Source organism: Achromobacter sp. SIMBA_011 (assembly GCF_046535435.1).
GTDB lineage: Bacteria > Pseudomonadota > Gammaproteobacteria > Burkholderiales > Burkholderiaceae_B > Achromobacter > Achromobacter dolens.
In genome coordinates this window covers 151,941-170,503 of record NZ_JAWRWN010000005.1, presented here as the reverse complement: position 1 = coordinate 170,503, position 18,563 = coordinate 151,941, and the positions used below count along the sequence as shown (strand labels likewise).

At 67.5% G+C, this 18,563-nt stretch carries 15 protein-coding genes; 4 read left to right on the top strand and 11 right to left on the bottom strand.

The window, feature by feature from the left end; genetic code table 11:
• Positions 1–64 precede the first annotated feature (64 nt).
• From SB816_RS19055 to SB816_RS19040, 4 genes are all read right to left on the bottom strand, one after another.
• On the bottom strand, positions 65–643 hold the full coding sequence (locus tag SB816_RS19055; protein WP_064528347.1) for a DJ-1/PfpI family protein: 579 nt from the start codon (positions 641–643) through the stop codon (positions 65–67).
• Positions 644–851: 208 nt separating this feature from the next.
• Entirely contained in the window at positions 852–1,340 is a 489-nt protein-coding gene (gene ybaK, locus SB816_RS19050) for a Cys-tRNA(Pro) deacylase (RefSeq protein WP_054501069.1), read from the bottom strand.
• A gap of 66 nt (positions 1,341–1,406) precedes the next feature.
• A complete protein-coding gene (gene xerD / locus SB816_RS19045; RefSeq protein WP_410547377.1) occupies positions 1,407–2,390 on the bottom strand; it encodes a site-specific tyrosine recombinase XerD in 984 nt (327 codons plus the stop codon).
• A 137-nt stretch (positions 2,391–2,527) separates the two neighbouring features.
• On the bottom strand, positions 2,528–3,433 hold the full coding sequence (locus tag SB816_RS19040; protein WP_054501067.1) for a LysR substrate-binding domain-containing protein: 906 nt from the start codon (positions 3,431–3,433) through the stop codon (positions 2,528–2,530).
• Between the two features lie 179 nt (positions 3,434–3,612).
• Between SB816_RS19040 and SB816_RS19035 the strand changes: the two genes are divergently transcribed.
• The 3 genes from SB816_RS19035 (at position 3,613) to SB816_RS19025 (ending at position 7,860) form a co-directional block, all read left to right on the top strand.
• The gene (locus SB816_RS19035; protein WP_054501066.1) at positions 3,613–5,295 is read left to right on the top strand and encodes a thiamine pyrophosphate-binding protein; all 1,683 of its coding nucleotides are present in this window, start codon (positions 3,613–3,615) and stop codon (positions 5,293–5,295) included.
• Positions 5,296–5,427: 132 nt separating this feature from the next.
• On the top strand, positions 5,428–6,621 hold the full coding sequence (locus SB816_RS19030; protein ID WP_020926750.1) for an acyl-CoA dehydrogenase: 1,194 nt from the start codon (positions 5,428–5,430) through the stop codon (positions 6,619–6,621).
• A gap of 252 nt (positions 6,622–6,873) precedes the next feature.
• Positions 6,874–7,860: a TRAP transporter substrate-binding protein gene (locus tag SB816_RS19025; RefSeq protein ID WP_049075440.1), complete on the top strand. Its 987-nt coding sequence runs from the start codon at positions 6,874–6,876 to the stop codon at positions 7,858–7,860.
• A 52-nt stretch (positions 7,861–7,912) separates the two neighbouring features.
• Here SB816_RS19025 and SB816_RS19020 read toward each other — a convergent pair whose 3' ends face one another.
• From SB816_RS19020 to SB816_RS18990, 7 genes are all read right to left on the bottom strand, one after another.
• A complete protein-coding gene (locus tag SB816_RS19020) occupies positions 7,913–9,565 on the bottom strand; it encodes a phage tail protein (protein ID WP_410547376.1) in 1,653 nt (550 codons plus the stop codon).
• 136 nt (positions 9,566–9,701) lie between these two features.
• Positions 9,702–11,324, bottom strand: coding sequence for a phage tail protein (locus SB816_RS19015; RefSeq protein WP_410547375.1), 1,623 nt, complete (start codon positions 11,322–11,324; stop codon positions 9,702–9,704).
• Positions 11,325–11,618: 294 nt separating this feature from the next.
• Positions 11,619–12,059 (bottom strand): MaoC family dehydratase, encoded by a 441-nt coding sequence (locus SB816_RS19010; protein ID WP_054417183.1) that lies wholly within the window; start codon positions 12,057–12,059, stop codon positions 11,619–11,621.
• 60 nt (positions 12,060–12,119) lie between these two features.
• Entirely contained in the window at positions 12,120–13,367 is a 1,248-nt protein-coding gene (gene boxA, locus SB816_RS19005) for a benzoyl-CoA 2,3-epoxidase subunit BoxA (RefSeq protein WP_144655317.1), read from the bottom strand.
• Positions 13,368–13,418: 51 nt separating this feature from the next.
• Positions 13,419–14,846, bottom strand: a complete 1,428-nt coding sequence (boxB, locus tag SB816_RS19000; RefSeq protein WP_049075447.1) for a benzoyl-CoA 2,3-epoxidase subunit BoxB — start codon at positions 14,844–14,846, stop codon at positions 13,419–13,421.
• 110 nt (positions 14,847–14,956) lie between these two features.
• Positions 14,957–16,618 carry a 2,3-epoxybenzoyl-CoA dihydrolase gene (gene boxC, locus SB816_RS18995; protein WP_410547374.1) on the bottom strand — a complete coding sequence of 554 codons (1,662 nt, stop codon included), beginning with the start codon at positions 16,616–16,618 and terminating at the stop codon, positions 14,957–14,959.
• A 238-nt stretch (positions 16,619–16,856) separates the two neighbouring features.
• Positions 16,857–17,768, bottom strand: a complete 912-nt coding sequence (locus tag SB816_RS18990) for a helix-turn-helix transcriptional regulator (RefSeq protein WP_054501062.1) — start codon at positions 17,766–17,768, stop codon at positions 16,857–16,859.
• Positions 17,769–17,946: 178 nt separating this feature from the next.
• Here SB816_RS18990 and SB816_RS18985 point away from each other — a divergent pair, with 178 nt between their 5' ends.
• On the top strand, positions 17,947–18,417 hold the full coding sequence (locus tag SB816_RS18985) for a DUF4863 family protein (RefSeq protein ID WP_144655319.1): 471 nt from the start codon (positions 17,947–17,949) through the stop codon (positions 18,415–18,417).
• Positions 18,418–18,563: the final 146 nt, after the last annotated feature.

The window sequence follows — 18,563 nt, the reverse complement described above, 5'->3', positions numbered from 1 at the left end:
CATGGGAATGCGGCGCCGGCGCGCACGTGGCAGCGCCCACGGGCGCTCGCCGCGCGGTCCTGGCTCAGTGCGTGATCCTGGTCCCAAGCACGGCCAGGAACTGCGCCAGCCACGCCGGGTGCGCCGGCCAGGCCGGCGCCGTCACCAGGTTGCCGTCGGTGTAGGCCTGGTCGATGCCGATCTCGGCGTAGGTGCCGCCGGCCAGCCGCACTTCCGGCGCGCAAGCCGGGTAGGCCGAGCAGGTGCGGCCTTCCAGGATGCCGGCGGCCGCCAGCAGTTGGGCGCCGTGGCAGACGGCGGCGATCGGCTTTTTGGCCTGGTCGAAGGCGCGCACGATCTCCAGCACCTTTTCGTTCAGGCGCAGGTATTCCGGCGCGCGGCCGCCGGGGATCACCAGGCCGTCGTAGGAACCGGCCTCGACGCGGTCGAAATCGTAGTTCAGCGCAAAGTTGTGGCCGCGCTTCTCGCTGTAGGTCTGCGCGCCCTCGAAATCGTGGATGGCGGTGGCGATGCTCTCGCCGGACTTCTTGCCGGGGCAGACTGCGTGCACCGTATGGCCCACCGCCAGCAGCGTCTGGAACGGCACCATGGTTTCGTAGTCTTCGGCGTAGTCGCCGACCAGCATCAACAGTCTCTTGCTCATGATTGTCTCCTGGGGATGGGGAATCGCCGGCTACAGCGCCCGAGGGCCGGGCGGCCGGTTCTTGATGTTCTGCTGTCCATTGTGCGCCTGCCCGCGCAGGCGAGGGTGGTAACGGGATACCACGCCAAGATGGATGCCCCGCAGCGGGACCGCGCCCGCCCTGACGTTCATGCGCGGCCGCGCGCCGCGCCGGCCCGCGGCAGGCGCCCTACTCCAGCGCCACCGTCACCGGCTTGGCGCCCAACAGGCTCACCAGCACGTTCGGGTCGATGCCCACCAGGTAGCCGCGGCGGCCGCCATTGATGTAGACGACCGGGTATTGCAGCACCTCGGCCTCGACCCACACCGGCATCTTCTTGCGCGTGCCGAACGGCGAGGTGCCGCCCACTTGATAGCCGGAGTGGCGTTGCGCGACCTCGGGCTTGCAGGGCTCGACCTTCTTCAGCCCGGCCTGGCGCGCCAGGTTCTTGGTGGAGACTTCCCGGTCGCCGTGCATCACCACGATCAGCGGCTTGGCCGATTCGTCTTCCATCACCAGCGTCTTGACCACCGCGTGCGGGTCCAGCCCCAACTGGCGCGCGGCCTCGCCGGCGCCGCCATGATCGACGTAGTCGTAGGTGTGCTCGGTGTACGCCACCTTGTGCTGCTTGAGGAACTGGGTGGCGGGCGTTTCGGAAACGTGGCGGGCTTTGCTCATGGCATTGCGGTGGAAAGGCGAAGGCAAAAGTGTAGGCAGACGGACGGCGGCGCGCAAACGCCGGCGTCAACCGCGCGGATGATGCGCGGCGTGCAACGCCTTCAGGCGTTCGCGCGCGACGTGCGTGTAGATCTGCGTGGTGGAGATGTCGGCGTGGCCCAGCAGCATCTGCACCACGCGCAGGTCGGCGCCGTGGTTCAGCAGATGCGTGGCGAAGGCGTGGCGCAGCACGTGCGGCGACAGCGGCGCATGCACGCCGGCCAGCACCGCGTATTTCTTGACCAGTTGCCAGAACGCCTGGCGCGACATGGCCTCGGCCCGGCCGGTGATGAAGAGCGCGTCGCTGACGCGGCCGGCGGCCAGCTCGGGGCGCGCGGTCTTCAGATACTGGTCGATCCAGTGCGCCGCTTCCGCGCCCAGCGGCACCAGGCGGTCCTTGCCGCCCTTGCCCAGCACCACGCGCACCACGCCCTCGTTCAGGCTGACGTCCAGTGCCCGCACCCCGACGAGTTCCGACACGCGCAGGCCGGTGGCGTACAGCGTTTCCAGCATGGCGCGGTCGCGCAGGCCGCGCGGCTGGCCCAGGTCGGGCGCGCGCAGCAGGGCATCCACCTGCTGCTCGGACAGCGTCTTGGGCAGGCGCGGCGGCTGCTTGGCCGCCACCAGCGTCAGACAGGGATCCTGCGCCGCGCGGTGTTCGCGCAGGGCCCAGGCGTAGAAACGGCGCAGCGCGGCCAGGCGGCGGTTGGCGGTGGTGGCGCGGGTTTCCTCGTGGCGGAACGCGAACCAGGCTTCGATGTCGGCCTTGCCGGCCTCGGCCAGCGCCTTGGCGGGGCCGGCCGGCAGCGCGTGGGCCGAGGCCGCGTCGCCATAGCGGTCGGCCATCTCGCGGGCATAGGCCTCGGGGTCCTCGAGCCAGCGCGCGAAGCCGGTCAGGTCGCGCCGGTAGGCAGCCAGCGTGTTGGCCGACAGGCCGTCCTCGAGCCAGACGGCGTCGATGAAGGCGTCGATATCGGCCTGGGAAGCGAGCGGTTGGCGGGAATCGGACATGGAACGGAAATCAAGGCATCAAAAGACGACGTGTCCGGCGGCGACCAGCGCCGGCGCTGGCGCGCGCAACGTTGCGACGTGCGCCGGCCACGCCAGGGGGATGGGCCACATTCTACGGCGGCGCTTGCGCCATGCCCTCAGCGCCCCGCCACTGCCGCGGCGGCCGACTTGAGCCAGGTCTCGAACAGCTTCAGCGCCTCGGAACGCTCGCTGCGCTGCGGATAGCCGAAGTAGTAGCCCTGGCTGACCGTCAGCGACTGCGCAACCGGCATCGTCAGCGTGCCCTGGTCCAGCGCGGGTTGCGCCAGGAATCGCGGCATCAGGCCCACGCCCAGCCCGGCCTGCACCGCCGCCATCACCATGGTGAACAATTCGTAGCGCGGACCGCCCGCCGCCTGGGGGCCATACAGGTAATTGTTGGCGCCGTACCACTGGCGCCAGGCGTCGGGGCGCGAACTCAGGTGCAGGTGGGTCATGCCAGCCAGCGCGCCGGCGCCTGCCTCGGTGACGCGGGCGGCCAGTTCGGGCGCGCAGACCGGCACCAGCTCGCGCTCCGGAAACAGCAGCACGCCCTGGGTGCCGGGCCACAGCGTGTCGCCGTGGTACAGCGCGCCGTCGAACGGCTGGTCCTTGAATTGGAACGGCAGCGTGCGCACCGACAGGCTGACGGTGATGTCCGGCTGCTCGCGCTGGAAATCCGCCAGCCGCGGGATCAGCCAGGTGGTGGCCAGCGTCGGCACCACCGCGATGTGGATGCTGCGGCCCATGCCGGTGCGGCTCACCAGGCCGAAGGTGTCCTTTTCGATCTGGTCCAGGTGATGGCGGATGCGTCCCGCATATTCCGCGCCGTGGTCGGTCAGCACGATGCGGCGCCGCACCCGCGTGAACAACTGCACGCCCAGCCGCGCCTCCAGGCTGGCGACCTGGCGGTAGACCGCGCTGTGGGTCAGGGACAGCTCTTCGGCCGCCCGGGAAAAACTGCCCAGGCGGGCCGAGGCCTCGAAGGCCTGCAGGGCGCTGAGGTTGGGAATGCCGTTTCTCATGGAGCGGGAACCGCCAGAAAGGAACCGAAGATCGCCGGAAACACCCGCCGCGCCTGCCGCGGCGCAATATCCGGGTCGTGCCGGCGGGTCACTAGATTGTGCAATTTTATCAATTGCGTTGTGCGATCAAGGAACATTATGCTCGGGTGTCTTAATCTCGGCTCATCCTGACACCCACCATGTCCCAGCAAGCATCCCGCCTCGGCGGCCACATCCTCGTCGACCAGCTCGTCGCCCAGGGCGTCAAACACGTTTTCTGCGTTCCCGGCGAGAGCTACCTGGCGGTGCTGGATGGCCTGCACGACGCCGACATCAAGGTCACCGTCTGCCGCCAGGAAGGCGGCGCGGCCATGATGGCCGACGCCCATGGCAAGCTGACCGGCGAACCCGGCATCTGCATGGTGACCCGCGGTCCGGGCGCCTCCAACGCGCTGGCCGGCGTGCACATCGCCAAGCAAGACTCGACCCCGATGATCCTGTTCGTCGGCCAGATCGAACGCGGCATGCGCGAGCGCGAGGCCTTCCAGGAAATGGACTACCGCGCCGTGTTCGGCACGCAGGCCAAGTGGGTCACGGAAATCGACCAGGTCGAACGCATTCCCGAACTGATCTCGCGCGCCTTCCACATCGCCACCTCGGGCCGTCCGGGCCCGGTGGTGATCGCGCTGCCCGAGGACATGCTGGTGGAGGCCGCGCAGGTGGCCGACGCGCCCCGCTACGAGGTCATCGAGTCCGCCCCCACCGCCGGCCAGTTGGCCGACCTGGAGCAGCTTCTGGCCAAGGCCAGCAATCCCGTCGCCATCCTCGGCGGCACGCGCTGGGACGCGCGCGCGGTGCAGCAGTTCGCCGATTTCGCGCAGCGCCACGCGCTGCCCACGGCCGTGTCGTTCCGCCGCCAGATGCTGTTCCCGGCCGACCATCCGTGCTTCATCGGCGACGTCGGCCTGGGCATCAACCCGGCCCTGCTCAAGCGCGTGGCCGACGCCGACCTGGTGCTGCTGGTCGGCGGCCGCATGTCGGAAAACCCCAGCCAGGCCTACACGCTGCTGGACATCCCGGTGCCCAGGCAAAAACTGGTGCACGTGCATCCGGACGCCGCCGAACTGGGTCGCGTCTATCGCCCCACGCTGGCCATCAATACCTCGCCCGCCGCCTTCGCCCAGGCGCTGGCCGGCCTGAAGGCCCCCGCCCAGCCGGCCTGGGCCGACGGCACGCAGGCGATGCGCGAGTCGTACCTGAAGTGGAGCGACCCGGCCACCGTGACCACCCCGGGCGCGCTGCAGATGGGCCAGGTCATGGCCTACCTGGAAAAGACCCTGCCGGCCGACGCCATCATGACCAACGGCGCCGGCAACTACGCCACCTGGCTGCACCGCTTCCACCGCTTCACCCGCTTCGGCACGCAACTGGCGCCGACCTCGGGCTCGATGGGCTACGGCCTGCCGGCCGCCGTGGGCGCCAAGCGCGTCTGGCCCGACAAGACCGTGGTCTGCTTTGCCGGCGACGGCTGCTTCCTGATGCACGGCCAGGAATTCGCCACCGCCGTGCAGTACGACCTGCCCATCATCGTGGTGCTGGTCGACAACGGCATGTACGGCACCATCCGCATGCACCAGGAAAAGCACTACCCCGGCCGCATTTCCGCCACCGAGCTGAAGAACCCGGACTTCGCCGACTACGCCCGCGCCTTCGGCGGCCACGGCGAACGCGTCGAGACCACCGAGCAGTTCGGCCCGGCGTTCGAGCGCGCGCTGGCCAGCGGCAAGCCGGCCATCCTGCACTGCTTCATCGACCCGCAGACCATCACGCCGTCAACCACGCTGGACAAGATCCGCGACGCGGCGCTCAAGGCCCGGCACTGATATCCGAGAGGCGGCGGCAACCCCACGGCGACGCGCCCGCGCGCGTCGCGTAAACCCCGGGTTGCCGCGCCAATTATTTTAGGTTTAAACTTTCCAGATTCCGAAAACGGAAATCCATAGCGGAGACCCAGCATGTCCTCGAATCCCTCGTTCCATTGGCAAGATCCCCTGTTGCTGGACCAGCAGCTCACCGAAGAAGAACGCATGGTGCGCGACGCCGCCCACGCCTACTCGCAGGACAAGCTGGCCCCGCGCGTGCTGAACGCCTTCCGCAACGAAAAGACCGACCCGGAAATCTTCTCGGAAATGGGCGAGCTGGGCCTGCTGGGCGCCACCATCCCCGCCGAATACGGCGGCGCCGGCCTGAACTACGTCAGCTACGGCCTGATCGCCCGTGAAGTCGAGCGCATCGACTCCGGCTACCGCTCGATGATGAGCGTGCAGTCGTCGCTGGTGATGGTGCCCATCAACGAATTCGGCAGCGAAGCGCAGAAGCAGAAGTACCTGCCCAAGCTGGCCCGCGGCGAGTGGATCGGCTGCTTCGGCCTGACCGAACCCAACCACGGCTCCGACCCCGGCGGCATGGAAACGCGCGCGGTCAAGACCGCCGACGGCTACAAGCTGACCGGCAACAAGATGTGGATCACCAACTCGCCCATCGCCGATGTGTTCGTGGTGTGGGCAAAGTGCGTCGGCGGCGAGTTCGACGGCAAGATCCGCGGCTTCATCCTCGAGAAGGGCACCAAGGGCCTGACCGCCCCCGCCATCCACGGCAAGGTCGGCCTGCGCGCCTCGATCACCGGTGAGATCGTCATGGACGAAGTGGAAGTGTCCGCCGACCAGATGATGCCCGGCGTGTCCGGCCTGAAGGGTCCGTTCACCTGCCTGAACTCGGCCCGCTACGGCATCGCCTGGGGCGCGGTCGGCGCCGCCGAAGCCTGCTGGCACACCGCCCGCCAGTACACCCTGGACCGCAAGCAGTTCGGCCGCCCGCTGGCCGCCAACCAGTTGATCCAGAAGAAGCTGGCCGACATGCAGACCGAAATCACGCTGGCGCTGCAAGGCTGCCTGCGCCTGGGCCGCATGAAGGACGAAGGCACCGCCGCGGTCGAGATCACCTCGATCATGAAGCGCAACTCCTGCGGCAAGGCGCTGGACATCGCCCGCCTGGCCCGCGACATGCTGGGCGGCAACGGCATCTCCGACGAATTCGGCGTGGCCCGCCACCTGGTCAACCTGGAAGTGGTCAACACCTACGAAGGCACCCACGACGTGCACGCCCTGATCCTGGGCCGCGCGCAGACCGGCATCCAGGCTTTCTATTGATTTGCAGTTCGCCGCGCGGACGGAGCCCGGCTCTGCTCCCGACGCGCGGTTCGCCGGCGTGGCGAAGACTGTGCGCCCCTTTCGAGGGGCGTTTTTTTTGCGCGGGCGATGCCCACTCCCGGCGCGTCTTAGGGTTATCAGGAACTAGCCCGCGCGCGGCTCATGGCTTACGCTGCCTGCAATTGGCCTGGTGCCGGCCCGCTGTATCCGCCTGCCCGACCCCGGATTTTTCGTCACGACCAGGAGTCGCGCATGCAAGGCAGTCCCTCGTTCCGCCTGTGGGCGGGCATCGCCATCGCTTTTGCAAGTCACGGCGCATTCGCCGCCACTACCCTCACCATGACCACCGAGTACCCGGCCACTTCGATGCCGGGACAAGGCGTGTCCACCTTCGCCGACCTGGTGCGCGGCAAGAGCGGCGGCCAGGTGTTGATCGACGCCAGCTTCGACGCCGCGCGCGGCATCAAGTCAGGCGACATGATCGACGCGGTCCAGGCGCGCAAAGTCGATGCCGGCGACGCCTTCGCCGGCGCGCTGGCGACCAAGTATCCGATTTTCGGCGTGTCCTCGCTGCCATTCCTGGCCGACTCGCTGGCCAAGGCGCGCGCGCTGAACAAATCGGCCCGTCCGGCCTACGAGAAACTGCTGGCCGCGCATGGCCAGAAGCTGCTCTACACCACGCCCTGGCCAGCCTCGGGCATCTGGTCCAAGGACAAGGTGGACAGCGTCGCCGCGCTGAAGGCGCTGAGCATCCGCACCTATGACGCGACCTCGCAGGACGTGATGCAGAAGGCCGGGGCGCGCGCGCAGAACATCTCGTTCGCCGACGCCATGCCGCGCATCGCCTCCGGCGAGGTCAACGCGGTGCTGTCCTCGGGCGACGGCGGCGCCGGCCGCAAGCTGTGGGAACACCTGCCGCGCTTCGCCGAGATCAACTACGCCATGCCGATCTCGGTGGCGACGATGAACCTGCAGGCCTATCAGGCGCTGGACGCGAAGTCGCGCAAGGCGATCGACCAGGCCGCCGCGCAGACCGAGGCCGAGCAGTGGAAGCGCATCGAAGGCCGGTTGCAGCAGAACTACGCCAACATGCGCAAGAACGGCGTGACGATCGACACCGCCGTGCCAATGCCGGTGCGCCAGGCGCTGAAGAACGCGGCGGTGGATTCGGTGAAGCAGTGGGAGGCCGCGGCGGGGCCGGAGGGGGTGAATATCCTGAAGGCGATGCGGCGGCCGTAGCGCGGCACGGGCCATCCCGCAGATGTGATGGCCCGGTCTTCAGCAAACCCGATCAACGATATTCCATCCACTTCTTGAGCGTGTTCCCATTAGTCAAGCCTGCGGCAACAATCCAATAGGATGCCCCCGAGGGCACAATACTCGACACGCCGAACTCGGCGCCGACACCCGCATAGGAACTGGTGGACACGACCGAGCCGTTGACCACCAGCGCCATGCTTGCCCCCGCCGCGGCGGATGTCCCTGCGCCATACACGACAATGGGACGAGCCGTCGGATTCGTGTAGTTCGTGGCCAAGGCCCGTTGCGCCGTCACATCCTGCAGCGTCTGCCCGATGCCCAGGACACTGCCCAACTGGCCTTGCAGTGCTTGCATCTGCGCGTTCACGTTCGCCAGGTCCGATGCCAATTGCAAGGCATCCAGCTTGCCCGTATTGACCGCCGCGCCGGCGATCTTCACCACCCAGCAGCCGGTGGCGTTCAAGGGACGCGTTTCGGAAGCGGTACGCACCACGCGGGAAGCATCCAGCGTAATGTCATAGGCGGCGCCCGATGCTCCGAACGCGTAGACACCAGTCCCTCTCGCCTGCACCCCCAGCGCGCCGCTGGCGACAGCTGCCGAGCCAGGATTGATGCTGTACTGAATAATGCCCGTGATGTTCTGCTGCGCATCCTGCTGAATCACGCCATCCGAGCCGGTCGAGCGAGCGCCGTCTCCGCGCAGCATCACGGCGCCCAACGCACCGGACGATTTGCCATTGAGGTCCGGTACGCGAAACGTGGTCAAGCCATCTCCGTCCGTATAGCTGGCCCGCGCCGTCACCTCGCTCTGCCAAGTGGCCTCGGACACCAGCGGGAAATCGCCAGCCAGCACGCGAGCCCCCATGTCGGGGAAAGCTGCCCGGCTGAGCGTCTGGCCGTCCAAGGGTGCCCACCCCGCGGGAATCGCGGCGCGACTCGGCCACCAGGACACGAAGCCCAGCGGGATGCTGTCCATCACCGGCAACTGCCCGGCGGGTACCTTGCCGTCTCCGCCCAAGGTTGCGACGCCGCCTGCCTGGCCCTTTTCCACCAACGGCACGGCATCCTGTACCGCGGGCAGTTGCGCGGCCGGAACACGGCCTTCCTCGTCCAGTGTCGGCACGCCGCCAGGACGCCCCTTGTCGGCGGCGGGGATCAGCGCTGGAAGTTGACCTGGAACGATCCGACCGTCGGACGCCAGGGTAGCCACTCCATTGGGCCGGGCTTTTTCGGCGGCAGGGATCAGGTCGGGCAATTGCACCGGCGCGACCTTGCCATCGGCGTCCAACGTGGCGACGCCGTTCGGCTGGCCTTTTTCCGCGAGGGGCACGGCGGGTACCGGAATCGGCAGGTAATCGACAGGCACGCGGCCATCGTCGTCAAGCGGCGCCACGCCTCCGGGCGCCGACTTCTGCGACAGCGGCACGGCCGGCGGGGGCAGGTGCGCGGCCGGAACTTTGCCCGCAGCATCCAGCGGCGTGACACCGCCCGCCGCGCCTTTCTCGGCGGCTGGCAGGGCGGCGTCCGCCTTGCGTTGGGCGGCGGCGGCGGAAACCTCGACCGCGTCCACGCCGGCGCGCGTTTTGGCGAAGTTCTCGTTCGCGATCGCCATGGCTGCGCGCAACGTGTCGCCTGTTTGATCATTAGGCGCGCTGCCGATATTGATGGGTTTTAGGATCTGCATAGGAGAAAGGCTCTGATGGGGGTGAATGCGTCACAGAATGAAAAGCCGGCCACGTATTGGAGTAGTGGCGGAAGATGGGTTTGCGCGGCACGTGGAACTTGAGGCTGCCAGCGTCGTTGCGAGCCTGTATGACGACTCACCGATATTCGGTCCAGAAATTCTGCGTCATGCTGTCGGCTACCACCCGGTAAGTGATTCCGGGCGGAATAACGGCAGTGAGCGACAGTGAGACGCCGTTATATGAGGTAATGGAACGCGTACCCGCGATGCCGCCCACCATCACGTACATGTTGCCCCCGGCGCTACTGTTGGACGAGCCGACGATGTAAACCGAGATCGGCCGCCCGGTACTGTTGGTGTATGTCACCCCGAATGCCCGCGACGCGCTAACGTCTTGAAGCGTCTGGCCGACGCCGAAAACCTGTGCGCGCAACGTCTGGAACGCTGCACTGAGCGCCGCATGATCACTGGCCAGTTGTGCCATATCCACGTTGCCGGGATTGATCGCGGCAGCGAAAGCGTGAATCGTCCACACGCCGGTAACGTTCGCCATCCGCGTTTCGTCGCCGGTATTGACGATCCAACGTGTGCCGTTGGTAGTCTGTCTCGCCGTGGTGAACGTGTAGCCCGCAAAATTCCCCGATGCCATCACGGCATTCATGGAGGCATCCGCCAACACATTGGTGGCTTGATTGAATCCGCTCACGACACGGTAGTCCATCGGCCCGAGCTGGTCCGGTTGCAACCTGCCAGGCACGCCCGAGGATTTCGCGCCGTCGCCTCGCAACACCGCCGCCGCCAGAGACCCTGCGGCCCTGGCGTTCAAATCGGGCACGCGGAAGGTGGTGGATCCGTCTCCCAAGGTGTAGCTTCCCCGCTTGAGCGGATCCGCCAACCAGTCCGCCTCCGGTACCACCGGCAACTTACCGCTGATCACCATCGCTGCGAGATCGGGAAACGTGTCGCGAGAAATGGTCTGCCCATCGGCGGGAATCTGGCCCGACGGGATGGAAGTGCGCAGCGGCCACCATGCTACCGAGCCGACCGGTGGTCCACTGGGCAGAGGCGGAATTTGGCCCACGGGTACTTTGCCCTCCGCGTCCAGCGTCGCAACGCCACCCGGCCGGCCCTTTTCGTCCGGCAGCACTGCGGCCAGTTGGAGTGCCGGCACTCGCCCCTCGGCGTCCAAAGTCGCGATGCCGCCCGGACGCCCCTTGTCGGCCGCGGGGATCAACGGCGGTAATTGATTAGCGACGATCCGGCCATCCTCGCCCAGGGTTGCTATGCCATTAGGCTGCGCCCTCGCCGAGGCTGGAACAAGCTCAGGCAGTTGTGCGAAAGGTACCTTGCCGTCAGCGGCCAACGTCGCCACGCCATTGGGTTGGCCCTTTTGCGCCAGGGGTACCGACGGCTGCGGCACCGGCAGATGATCGGCAGGCACACGGCCGTCATCATCCAACGGTGCCACGCCCCCCGGCGCCGATTTCTGCGTCATCGGAATTGCAGGCGGAGGCAGGTGCACGGCCGGCACCTTGCCCGTCGCGTCCAGAGGCGCCACGCCGCCAGCCGCGCCTTTTTCGATGTCGGCAATCGCCGCGTCCGCCTTGCGCTGCGCGGCGGCGGCGGCCACTTCGACGGCTTCCACGCCGGAGCGCGTCTTGGTGAAGTTCTCGTTCACCAATGCCATGGCGTCGCGCAGCGTGTCGCCGGTCTGGTCGTTCGGCGCATGGCCGACGTTGATGGGTTTGAGGAGTTGCATGAAGGGAACCTCGATGACGGATGAAAGCAGCGGCGCTGCGCAAGAAAAAGCCCACCGGCGGATGCGGGTGGGCCTGAGAGAAATGCCGGGGTCAGAGCAGGAAGGGGGTGCTCGATGGCTTGGGCCATTGGGCGTACCCATATACGAAAGGCCCGCCCGGTTCCCCGGGCGGGCCTTCAATGTCGCTGGGCACAATTCTCCCACGACGCGTTCATGTTACGAGCATCCGTGCTACCGGACAAGGCAACTGCGACACTGGCGAGGCCCTCGGCGCGGGCGGAGCGCAACCGCAGGCTAGTCGCCCGACAGATCGAACAAGCTGGTCGCGTCCAATTCCAGCACGCCCTCGTCATGCTGGTTGATCACCGTCCAGGCCCAGGTGATGATGCCGAGGTCCGGCCGCGACGAAGACGTACGCACGCCCTGCACCCGCGCTTCCAGGCGCAACTGGTCGCCAGGACGCACCGGCGTGCGCCAGCGCACTTCGCCCAGGCCGGGCGAGCCGAAGGACTCGGAATCGTGCAACGCGGCATCCACCGCCATGCGCATGGCCAGCGCGCAGGTATGCCAGCCGCTGGCGATGAGGCCGCCCCAGCGGCCCTCGGCGGCCCGCTTGAGATCGGTGTGGAACCACTGCGGGTCGTACTTGCGGGCGAACTCGAGGATTTCGGCTTCCGTGATGGTGACCGGACCGGCCTTGATCAGCATGCCGTCCTTGAAATCAGCGAACTTCATTGGTGGACTTCCCCTCGCATGGATGACCCTTGGAGGGCTTGCCGGAAGCCGGCCGCCCGTTCAATAGGTCTCGAAGTGCAGCCGCCCCTCGCGGCGCAGCACATCATGCAGGATAGTCCAATCCTGTCCCGCTTGCACCGTCACCTCGCGCAAGGCGTCCAGCACGCCGACTTCCATGCCCTTCAGGCCGCAGACATAGATGCAGGTGTTGCGATCGGCGAGCAGTTCGCGCACGGCGGCGGCGCGTTCGCGGATCAGGTCCTGCACGTAGCGCTTGGGCTGGCCGGCTTCGCGCGACAGCGCCAGGTTGATGTCGATGAAGTCGCGCGGCAGTTTCATCAACGGGCCGAAATACGGCAGCTCGCGTTCGGTGCGGGCGCCGAAGAACAGCATCAGGCGGCCATTCTCCCCCGTTTCGATGCGGCGCCGGTAGCGCTCGGTCATGGCGCGCATCGGCGCCGAACCGGTGCCGGTGCAGATCATGATGAGGTTGGCGCGCGGGTGGTTCGGCATCAGGAAGGTATGGCCGAACGGACCGATCACCTGCACGGTGTCGTTCTTGGCCAGGTCGCACAGGTAGTTGGAACAGACGCCGTTCACCGACTGGCCCTGGTGGTCCTCGGTGACGCGTTTCACGGTCAACGACAGGTTGTTGTAGCCGGCGCGTTCGCCGTCGCGCGGGCTGGCCAGCGAGTACTGGCGCGCGTGGTGCGGCCGGCCCTGGGCGTCGGTGCCGGGCGGCAGGATGCCGATCGACTGGCCTTCCAGCACCGGGAACGGCAGCTCGCCGAAGTCCAGCACGATGTGATGGATGTCGCTGTCGGTATCGGCGCCGGTGACGCGGTAGTTGCCGACCACGGTGGCGGTCACCGGCGTCTTGTGGGTGTAGAGGTTGACGTAGGGATGCGCGGCGGACCACGGCGGCACGCTGGCGCCGGGCGTGGCGGACGGCATGGCCGCCACCCCGGCGGACGACGCCGGCTCGACGACCGCGTTCGCCGCCTCGTCCACGATGGCCGCGGCTTCCGGCAGGGGCTGTTCGCGCGGCAGTTCGTCCCAGCTAAGTTGGTCCTGCACCGAATAGGCGTCGCTGCGCACCACCAATCGCCAGTTGTCGATCGAGCCGGTGGGGCACGGCGGCACGCAGGCCATGCAGCCGTTGCAGATGTCCGGGTCGACCACGTAGTTGTTGCTGTCGTGCGTGATCGCGTCGATCGGACAGGTTTCTTCGCAGGTGTTGCAGCGGATGCAGATCTCGGGATCGATCAGGTGTTGCTTCAGGACTTCCATGGGCAGGGCGGCGTTCATCGCGGTCATCCGAATGCGCGGCGCGGCGGCGCATGGCGCCGCCACGGGGCCTTAGTTGAAACGAACGTACTCGAAGTTCACGGGCTGGCGGTTGATGCCCATGACCGGCGGCGCGATCCAGTTGGCGAACTTGCCGGGCTCGGTCACGCGGCCCATCAGCGAGGCGACGAACTCACGGTCCTCCGGGGTGGGCAGCCATTGATGGCGGTGCGCCTGCCATTGCGCCTCGGACAGGATCTCGCCCTCGGGCGACATGCGGATGCCGGCCAGCGTGCCGATCTGGCGGTTGAAGGCCTTGTGCGGCACCTGCAGGCGGAAGGCGATGCCGCTCTTTTCGATGACCTTGTTCCAGCGGCCGATGCCGGCCACCGAGTCGCGGATGAAGTCGTCGCGCAGCACCTCGTTGAGCGCGTTCAGCATCGGCACCTCGATCTCGCGCAGCCTGCCGTTGTCGACCGACAGCACGCGGTAGGTGTCGTTCTTGAGCTGGTGGTCGTCGTTGCGCTTGCTCTCTTCGTAGCGGCCTTTCAGGCCCGAGCCGTAGAAGATGGCGGCGTTGGACGACTGGTCGGCGCCAAACAGGTCGATGGTGACGCTGTAGTGGAAGTTCAGGTAGCGCTGGATCGTCGGCAGGTCGATGACGCCGGCGGCGCGCACGGCGGCCGGGTCGTCGGTCTTCAACTGGTTCATCACTTCGCAGGTGCGCTGGATCACGCGCGAGATGCCGGATTCGCCCACGAACATGTGGTGCGCCTCTTCGGTCAGCATGAACTTGGTGGTGCGGGCCAGCGGGTCGAAGCTGGACTCGGCCAGCGCGCACAACTGGAACTTGCCGTCGCGGTCGGTGAAGTAGGTGAACATGTAGAACGCCAGCCAGTCCGGCGTCTTCTCGTTGAAGGCGCCGAGGATGCGCGGGTTGTCCGAATCGCCGGAGGTGCGCTGCAGCAGCGCGTCGGCCTCTTCGCGGCCGTCGCGGCCGAAATAGCGGTGCAGCAGGTAGACCATCGCCCACAGGTGGCGGCCTTCCTCGACGTTGATCTGGAACAGGTTGCGCAGGTCGTACTGCGACGGCGCGGTCAGGCCCAGGTGGCGCTGCTGCTCGATCGACGCCGGCTCGGTGTCGCCCTGCGTGACGATGATGCGGCGCAGGTTGGCGCGGTGTTCGCCGGGAACGTCCTGCCAGACGTCGCGGCCCATGTTCTCGCCGAAGTGGATCTTGCGCTGGCCGTCCTGCGGCGCCAGGAAGATGCCCCAGCGGTAGTCGGGCATGCGCACGTGGTTGAAGTGGGCCCAGCCGTCGGGCTCGACGCTGACGGCGGTGCGCAGGTAGACGTCGAAGCCGTGCGAGCCGTCCGGACCCATGTCCTGCCACCATTGCAGGTAGTTGGGCTGCCAGTGTTCCAGCGCGCGTTGCAGCGTGCGGTCGCCGGACAGGTTGACGTTATTGGGGATCTTGTCGCTGTAGTTGATGCCTGACATTGTCTCTGCTCCTGGATGGACGGCCGCGTCGGGGCGGCGTCGGGTCTTGGGGCGCCGGCCGCGCTGCGCGGGCCGGCGCCGTGTATGGGGGACTTGCTGCGTGGGCCGCGCTAGACGCGGTTCCAGTCGAATGTCGCCTGCTCGCCCTTGCCGTAGAGTTTGAGCGCGCCCTTCTCGCCCGCCGCGTTGGGCCGGTTGAAGATCCAGTTCTGCCAGGCGGTCAGGCGGCCGAAGATGCGCGTTTCCATGGTTTCGCGGCCGCCGAAGCGCAGGTTGGCTTCCAGGCCGGTGAGCGCGTCGGGCGACAGCGCGCGGCGCTCTTCCAGCATCATGCGCACCTCGTCGTCCCAGTCGATGCTGTCGGGCGCGTAGGTCACCAGCCCCAGCGCCAGCGCGTCGCGCGCGGCCAGCGGCTGGCCGGCGCGGGCCCGCACCGCTTCAAGCGGCGCGGTTTCCTCGTGGAAGCGGCGTTGCAGGCGGCTCTGGCCGTTGACCATCGGGTAGGCGCCGAAGTTGGCCTCGCCCACGATCAGCCGGGCCGGGTCGTGCTCTTCGCCCTCGCTGTCCAGCATGTAGCTGCGGTCGGCGGCGAGCGCCAGTTCCAGCAGCGTGCCGGCAAAGCAAGAATCCGGCTCGACCAGCGCGAACAGGCTGCGCGAGGTCACGTCCAGGCGCGCCAGCGTGCGGCGCAGCAGGCCGGCGGTCTCGCGCACGAACCAGTGATCGGCGTGGCGTTGCAGCGCGGCGTCGGCGGCCAGCACGGCCTGCGGGTCGCCCTCGGTCTTGAAGATCCAGGTGCCGATGTCGAGTTCATTGGTGCGCAGCGACAGGATGGCGTCGTCAAGCTCGCGCGCCATCTGCAGCGGCCACCAGGCCGCGCCGGCGGCCACGATGTCGGCCAGTTCCGATTCCACCGGGCCTTGCGGCGCGCGCACCGTCCAGGTGGCCTGGCGCTTGGCGCGATCCAGTTGCACGTCGACGTAGCGGTAGGACAAGGCATCGGCGCCTTCCTCGCGCGCCAGCGGCGTCAGCGCCACGCCCGCCTCACCAGCGGGGCGGCTGCTGCCCTCGGCCAGCGCCAGCGCGCGCTCGCGCACCGCGGCCTCGAACTGCGCGGGCTTGACCACGTCGTCGACCAGGCGCCAGTCCTTGGCGCGCTGGCCGCGCACGCCTTCGACCAGGGTGCAGAAGATGTCGGCGTGATCGTGGCGCACGCGGCGCTTGTCGGTGACGCGGGTCAGGCCGCCGGTGCCCGGCAGCACGCCCAGCAGCGGCACTTCGGGCAGCGCGACCGAGGACGAGCGGTCGTCGATCAGCAGGATCTCGTCGCAGGCCAGGGCCAGCTCGTAGCCGCCGCCGGCGCAGGCGCCGTTGAGCGCGGCGATGAATTTCAGGCCGCTATGGCGGCTGGAGTCCTCGATGCCGTTGCGGGTTTCGTTGGTGAACTTGCAGAAGTTCACCTTCCAGGCGTGCGAGGACAGGCCCAGCATGAAGATGTTGGCGCCCGAACAGAAGATGCGGTCTTTCATGCTGGTGACGACCACGCTGCGCACCTCGGGATGCTCGAAGCGGATGCGCTGCAGCGCGTCGTGCAGCTCGATGTCCACGCCCAGGTCGTAGGAATTGAGCTTGAGCTTGTAGCCCGGACGCAGGCCGCCGTCCTCGGCCACGTCCATCGCCAGCGTGGCGACGGGGCCATCGAACGACAGGCGCCAATGGCGGTACTGGGAGGGATCGGTCCGAAAGTCGACCTTGTTGGCGGCGCTGCTCATTGCTTGTCTCCTGATGCCCTAGCCGGATAGGAAAAATACTGCACGACATGAATTATTATGCAGATTAGTGCAGGCAAAAATCAGCGTCAAGCAAAAGATGCACAAAAGTGCAGGTCATCAAGGGACTCATCAAAGCGTCCTTCAATGAAGCCCGCTCTCCGAACGGACAGGCCGAGGCCCCGCCAAAGAAAAGGCCGCCTCAACGGGCGGCCCAGGCGATCGGCAAATGCCGCGGGCGCTACAGCGGGAGACCGCAGGCCTTGCGCACCTGGGTACGCAGGCCGGCGAAGCTCTCCTGCACGTCCAGGTGGCTGGTGACCCAGGTCAGGTCGGCCTTGGCGTAGAACGCCTCGCGCCCGGCCAGGATGCGCTTCAGGTCGGCCATGGCTTCGTTGTTGCCGGACATCGGCCGGAAATCGCCCTGCGCCATCACCCGGCCCATGTGCTCCTCGGGCGTGGCGCGCAACCAGACCGTGTAGCAGTGCGCCAGCAGCAGGTTGAGCGTGGCCGGCTCGGACACCAGGCCGCCGGGCGTGGCCAGCACCATTTCCGGATAGATCTGCACCGCCTCTTCCAGCGCGCGCCGCTCGTAGCGGCGATAGGCGTTCGGGCCGTACAGGTTGTGGATTTCCAGGATGCTGCAGCCGGCCACGCGCTCGATTTCGCGGTTCAGTTCGACGAATGGGTAGCCCAGGTCATCGGCCAGCATCTGGCCCAGCGTCGACTTGCCCGCGCCGCGCAGGCCGATCAGCGCGATACGCTGGGTGCGGTTGGGGCGCTGCGCGCCGGCGCCCACGCCGAACAACTGGGTCAGCGCCTCGCGGGCGCGCTGCAGGTCGGACTCGGTGCGGCCGCTGAGCAGCTCGCGGATCAGCAGCCAGTCGGGCGATTCGGTGGTGACATCGCCCACCAGTTCGGCCAGCGCGCAGTTGAAGGCCTTGGCGATCTGCAGCAGCACAAGGATCGAGGCATTGCCCACGCCGTGCTCGAGATTGGCCAGATGCCGCTCGGACACGCCGGTCACCTGCGACAACCCCTTGCGCGTCATGCCGCGGATGGCCCGCAGGCGGCGCACCCGCTCGCCCAGCGCCACCAGGAAGGCTTCCCGCCTGGGTTCAGTTGGCGCCGCGTCTTCTAGCGCTTGGTTCATGGTGTAGCTGACTCCGCAAAAACCCTGATAACACCCGATTTATGCACTATAGTGCTTGACCCATATCAATGGAAGCACTATTTTTCCTCAAACAGCTTCAACAGCGTGTCAGGTGCGACAAAACAGCACTGGATTGCATCCGCCGCTGAAGCGCCGACAGTGTATAGGAGGAGACCGGGTGAGCACGCCAGAACGATTCCACGCGCTGATGCGCCAGGTGACGGACCTGATGGCCGGCCAGGCGCTCGACGGCGCCTTGCAGCAGCGCCTGAACCAGCAGGCCGGCCCCGACAGCGCGTTGTACGCCGACATCTTCGCCGCCTGTAGGCAGGGCGTGGCCGACGGCTGGATGTGCAACCGCGAAGGCGGCGGCATCCGCTACGGCCGCGTCATCAAGCCGGCCGAGGACCTGGGCGGCTGTTCGGTGGACGTGGTCGACATGGACGACCTGGCCGGCCCGCACCACGCCCATCCCAACGGCGAGATCGACATGATCATGCCGCTGACCGACGCGGCGCGCTTCGACGGCCACGGCGCTGGCTGGCTGGTCTATGGCCCCGGCAGCGCCCACCGCCCCACGGTGACGCAGGGACGCGCGCTGGTGCTGTACCTGCTGCCGGGCGGCGCCATCGAGTTCACCCGCGCATGAATCCGCTCCCCGCTTCCCCACAGCGCCCCGGCCGCGCCCCGCGTGGCCGGCCGGCTGCCGGCGCGGGCTGACCCGCGCCTCATGCATGTCCCCGGTCACGACAAGCCGCCAGACGCTTGCGGACCGCCGGACAGGCCGCCCCGCCC

What these genes read in the sequence shown, in the direction of transcription:
- SB816_RS19055 (WP_064528347.1), bottom strand. Translation starts at nt 643, where the DNA reads ATGAGCAAGAGACTGTTGATGCTGGTCGGCGACTACGCCGAAGACTAC.
- ybaK (WP_054501069.1), bottom strand. Translation starts at nt 1,340, where the DNA reads ATGAGCAAAGCCCGCCACGTTTCCGAAACGCCCGCCACCCAGTTCCTC.
- xerD (WP_410547377.1), bottom strand. Translation starts at nt 2,390, where the DNA reads ATGTCCGATTCCCGCCAACCGCTCGCTTCCCAGGCCGATATCGACGCC.
- SB816_RS19040 (WP_054501067.1), bottom strand. Translation starts at nt 3,433, where the DNA reads ATGAGAAACGGCATTCCCAACCTCAGCGCCCTGCAGGCCTTCGAGGCC.
- SB816_RS19035 (WP_054501066.1), top strand. Translation starts at nt 3,613, where the DNA reads ATGTCCCAGCAAGCATCCCGCCTCGGCGGCCACATCCTCGTCGACCAG.
- SB816_RS19030 (WP_020926750.1), top strand. Translation starts at nt 5,428, where the DNA reads ATGTCCTCGAATCCCTCGTTCCATTGGCAAGATCCCCTGTTGCTGGAC.
- SB816_RS19025 (WP_049075440.1), top strand. Translation starts at nt 6,874, where the DNA reads ATGCAAGGCAGTCCCTCGTTCCGCCTGTGGGCGGGCATCGCCATCGCT.
- SB816_RS19020 (WP_410547376.1), bottom strand. Translation starts at nt 9,565, where the DNA reads ATGCAGATCCTAAAACCCATCAATATCGGCAGCGCGCCTAATGATCAA.
- SB816_RS19015 (WP_410547375.1), bottom strand. Translation starts at nt 11,324, where the DNA reads ATGCAACTCCTCAAACCCATCAACGTCGGCCATGCGCCGAACGACCAG.
- SB816_RS19010 (WP_054417183.1), bottom strand. Translation starts at nt 12,059, where the DNA reads ATGAAGTTCGCTGATTTCAAGGACGGCATGCTGATCAAGGCCGGTCCG.
- boxA (WP_144655317.1), bottom strand. Translation starts at nt 13,367, where the DNA reads ATGAACGCCGCCCTGCCCATGGAAGTCCTGAAGCAACACCTGATCGAT.
- boxB (WP_049075447.1), bottom strand. Translation starts at nt 14,846, where the DNA reads ATGTCAGGCATCAACTACAGCGACAAGATCCCCAATAACGTCAACCTG.
- boxC (WP_410547374.1), bottom strand. Translation starts at nt 16,618, where the DNA reads ATGAGCAGCGCCGCCAACAAGGTCGACTTTCGGACCGATCCCTCCCAG.
- SB816_RS18990 (WP_054501062.1), bottom strand. Translation starts at nt 17,768, where the DNA reads ATGAACCAAGCGCTAGAAGACGCGGCGCCAACTGAACCCAGGCGGGAA.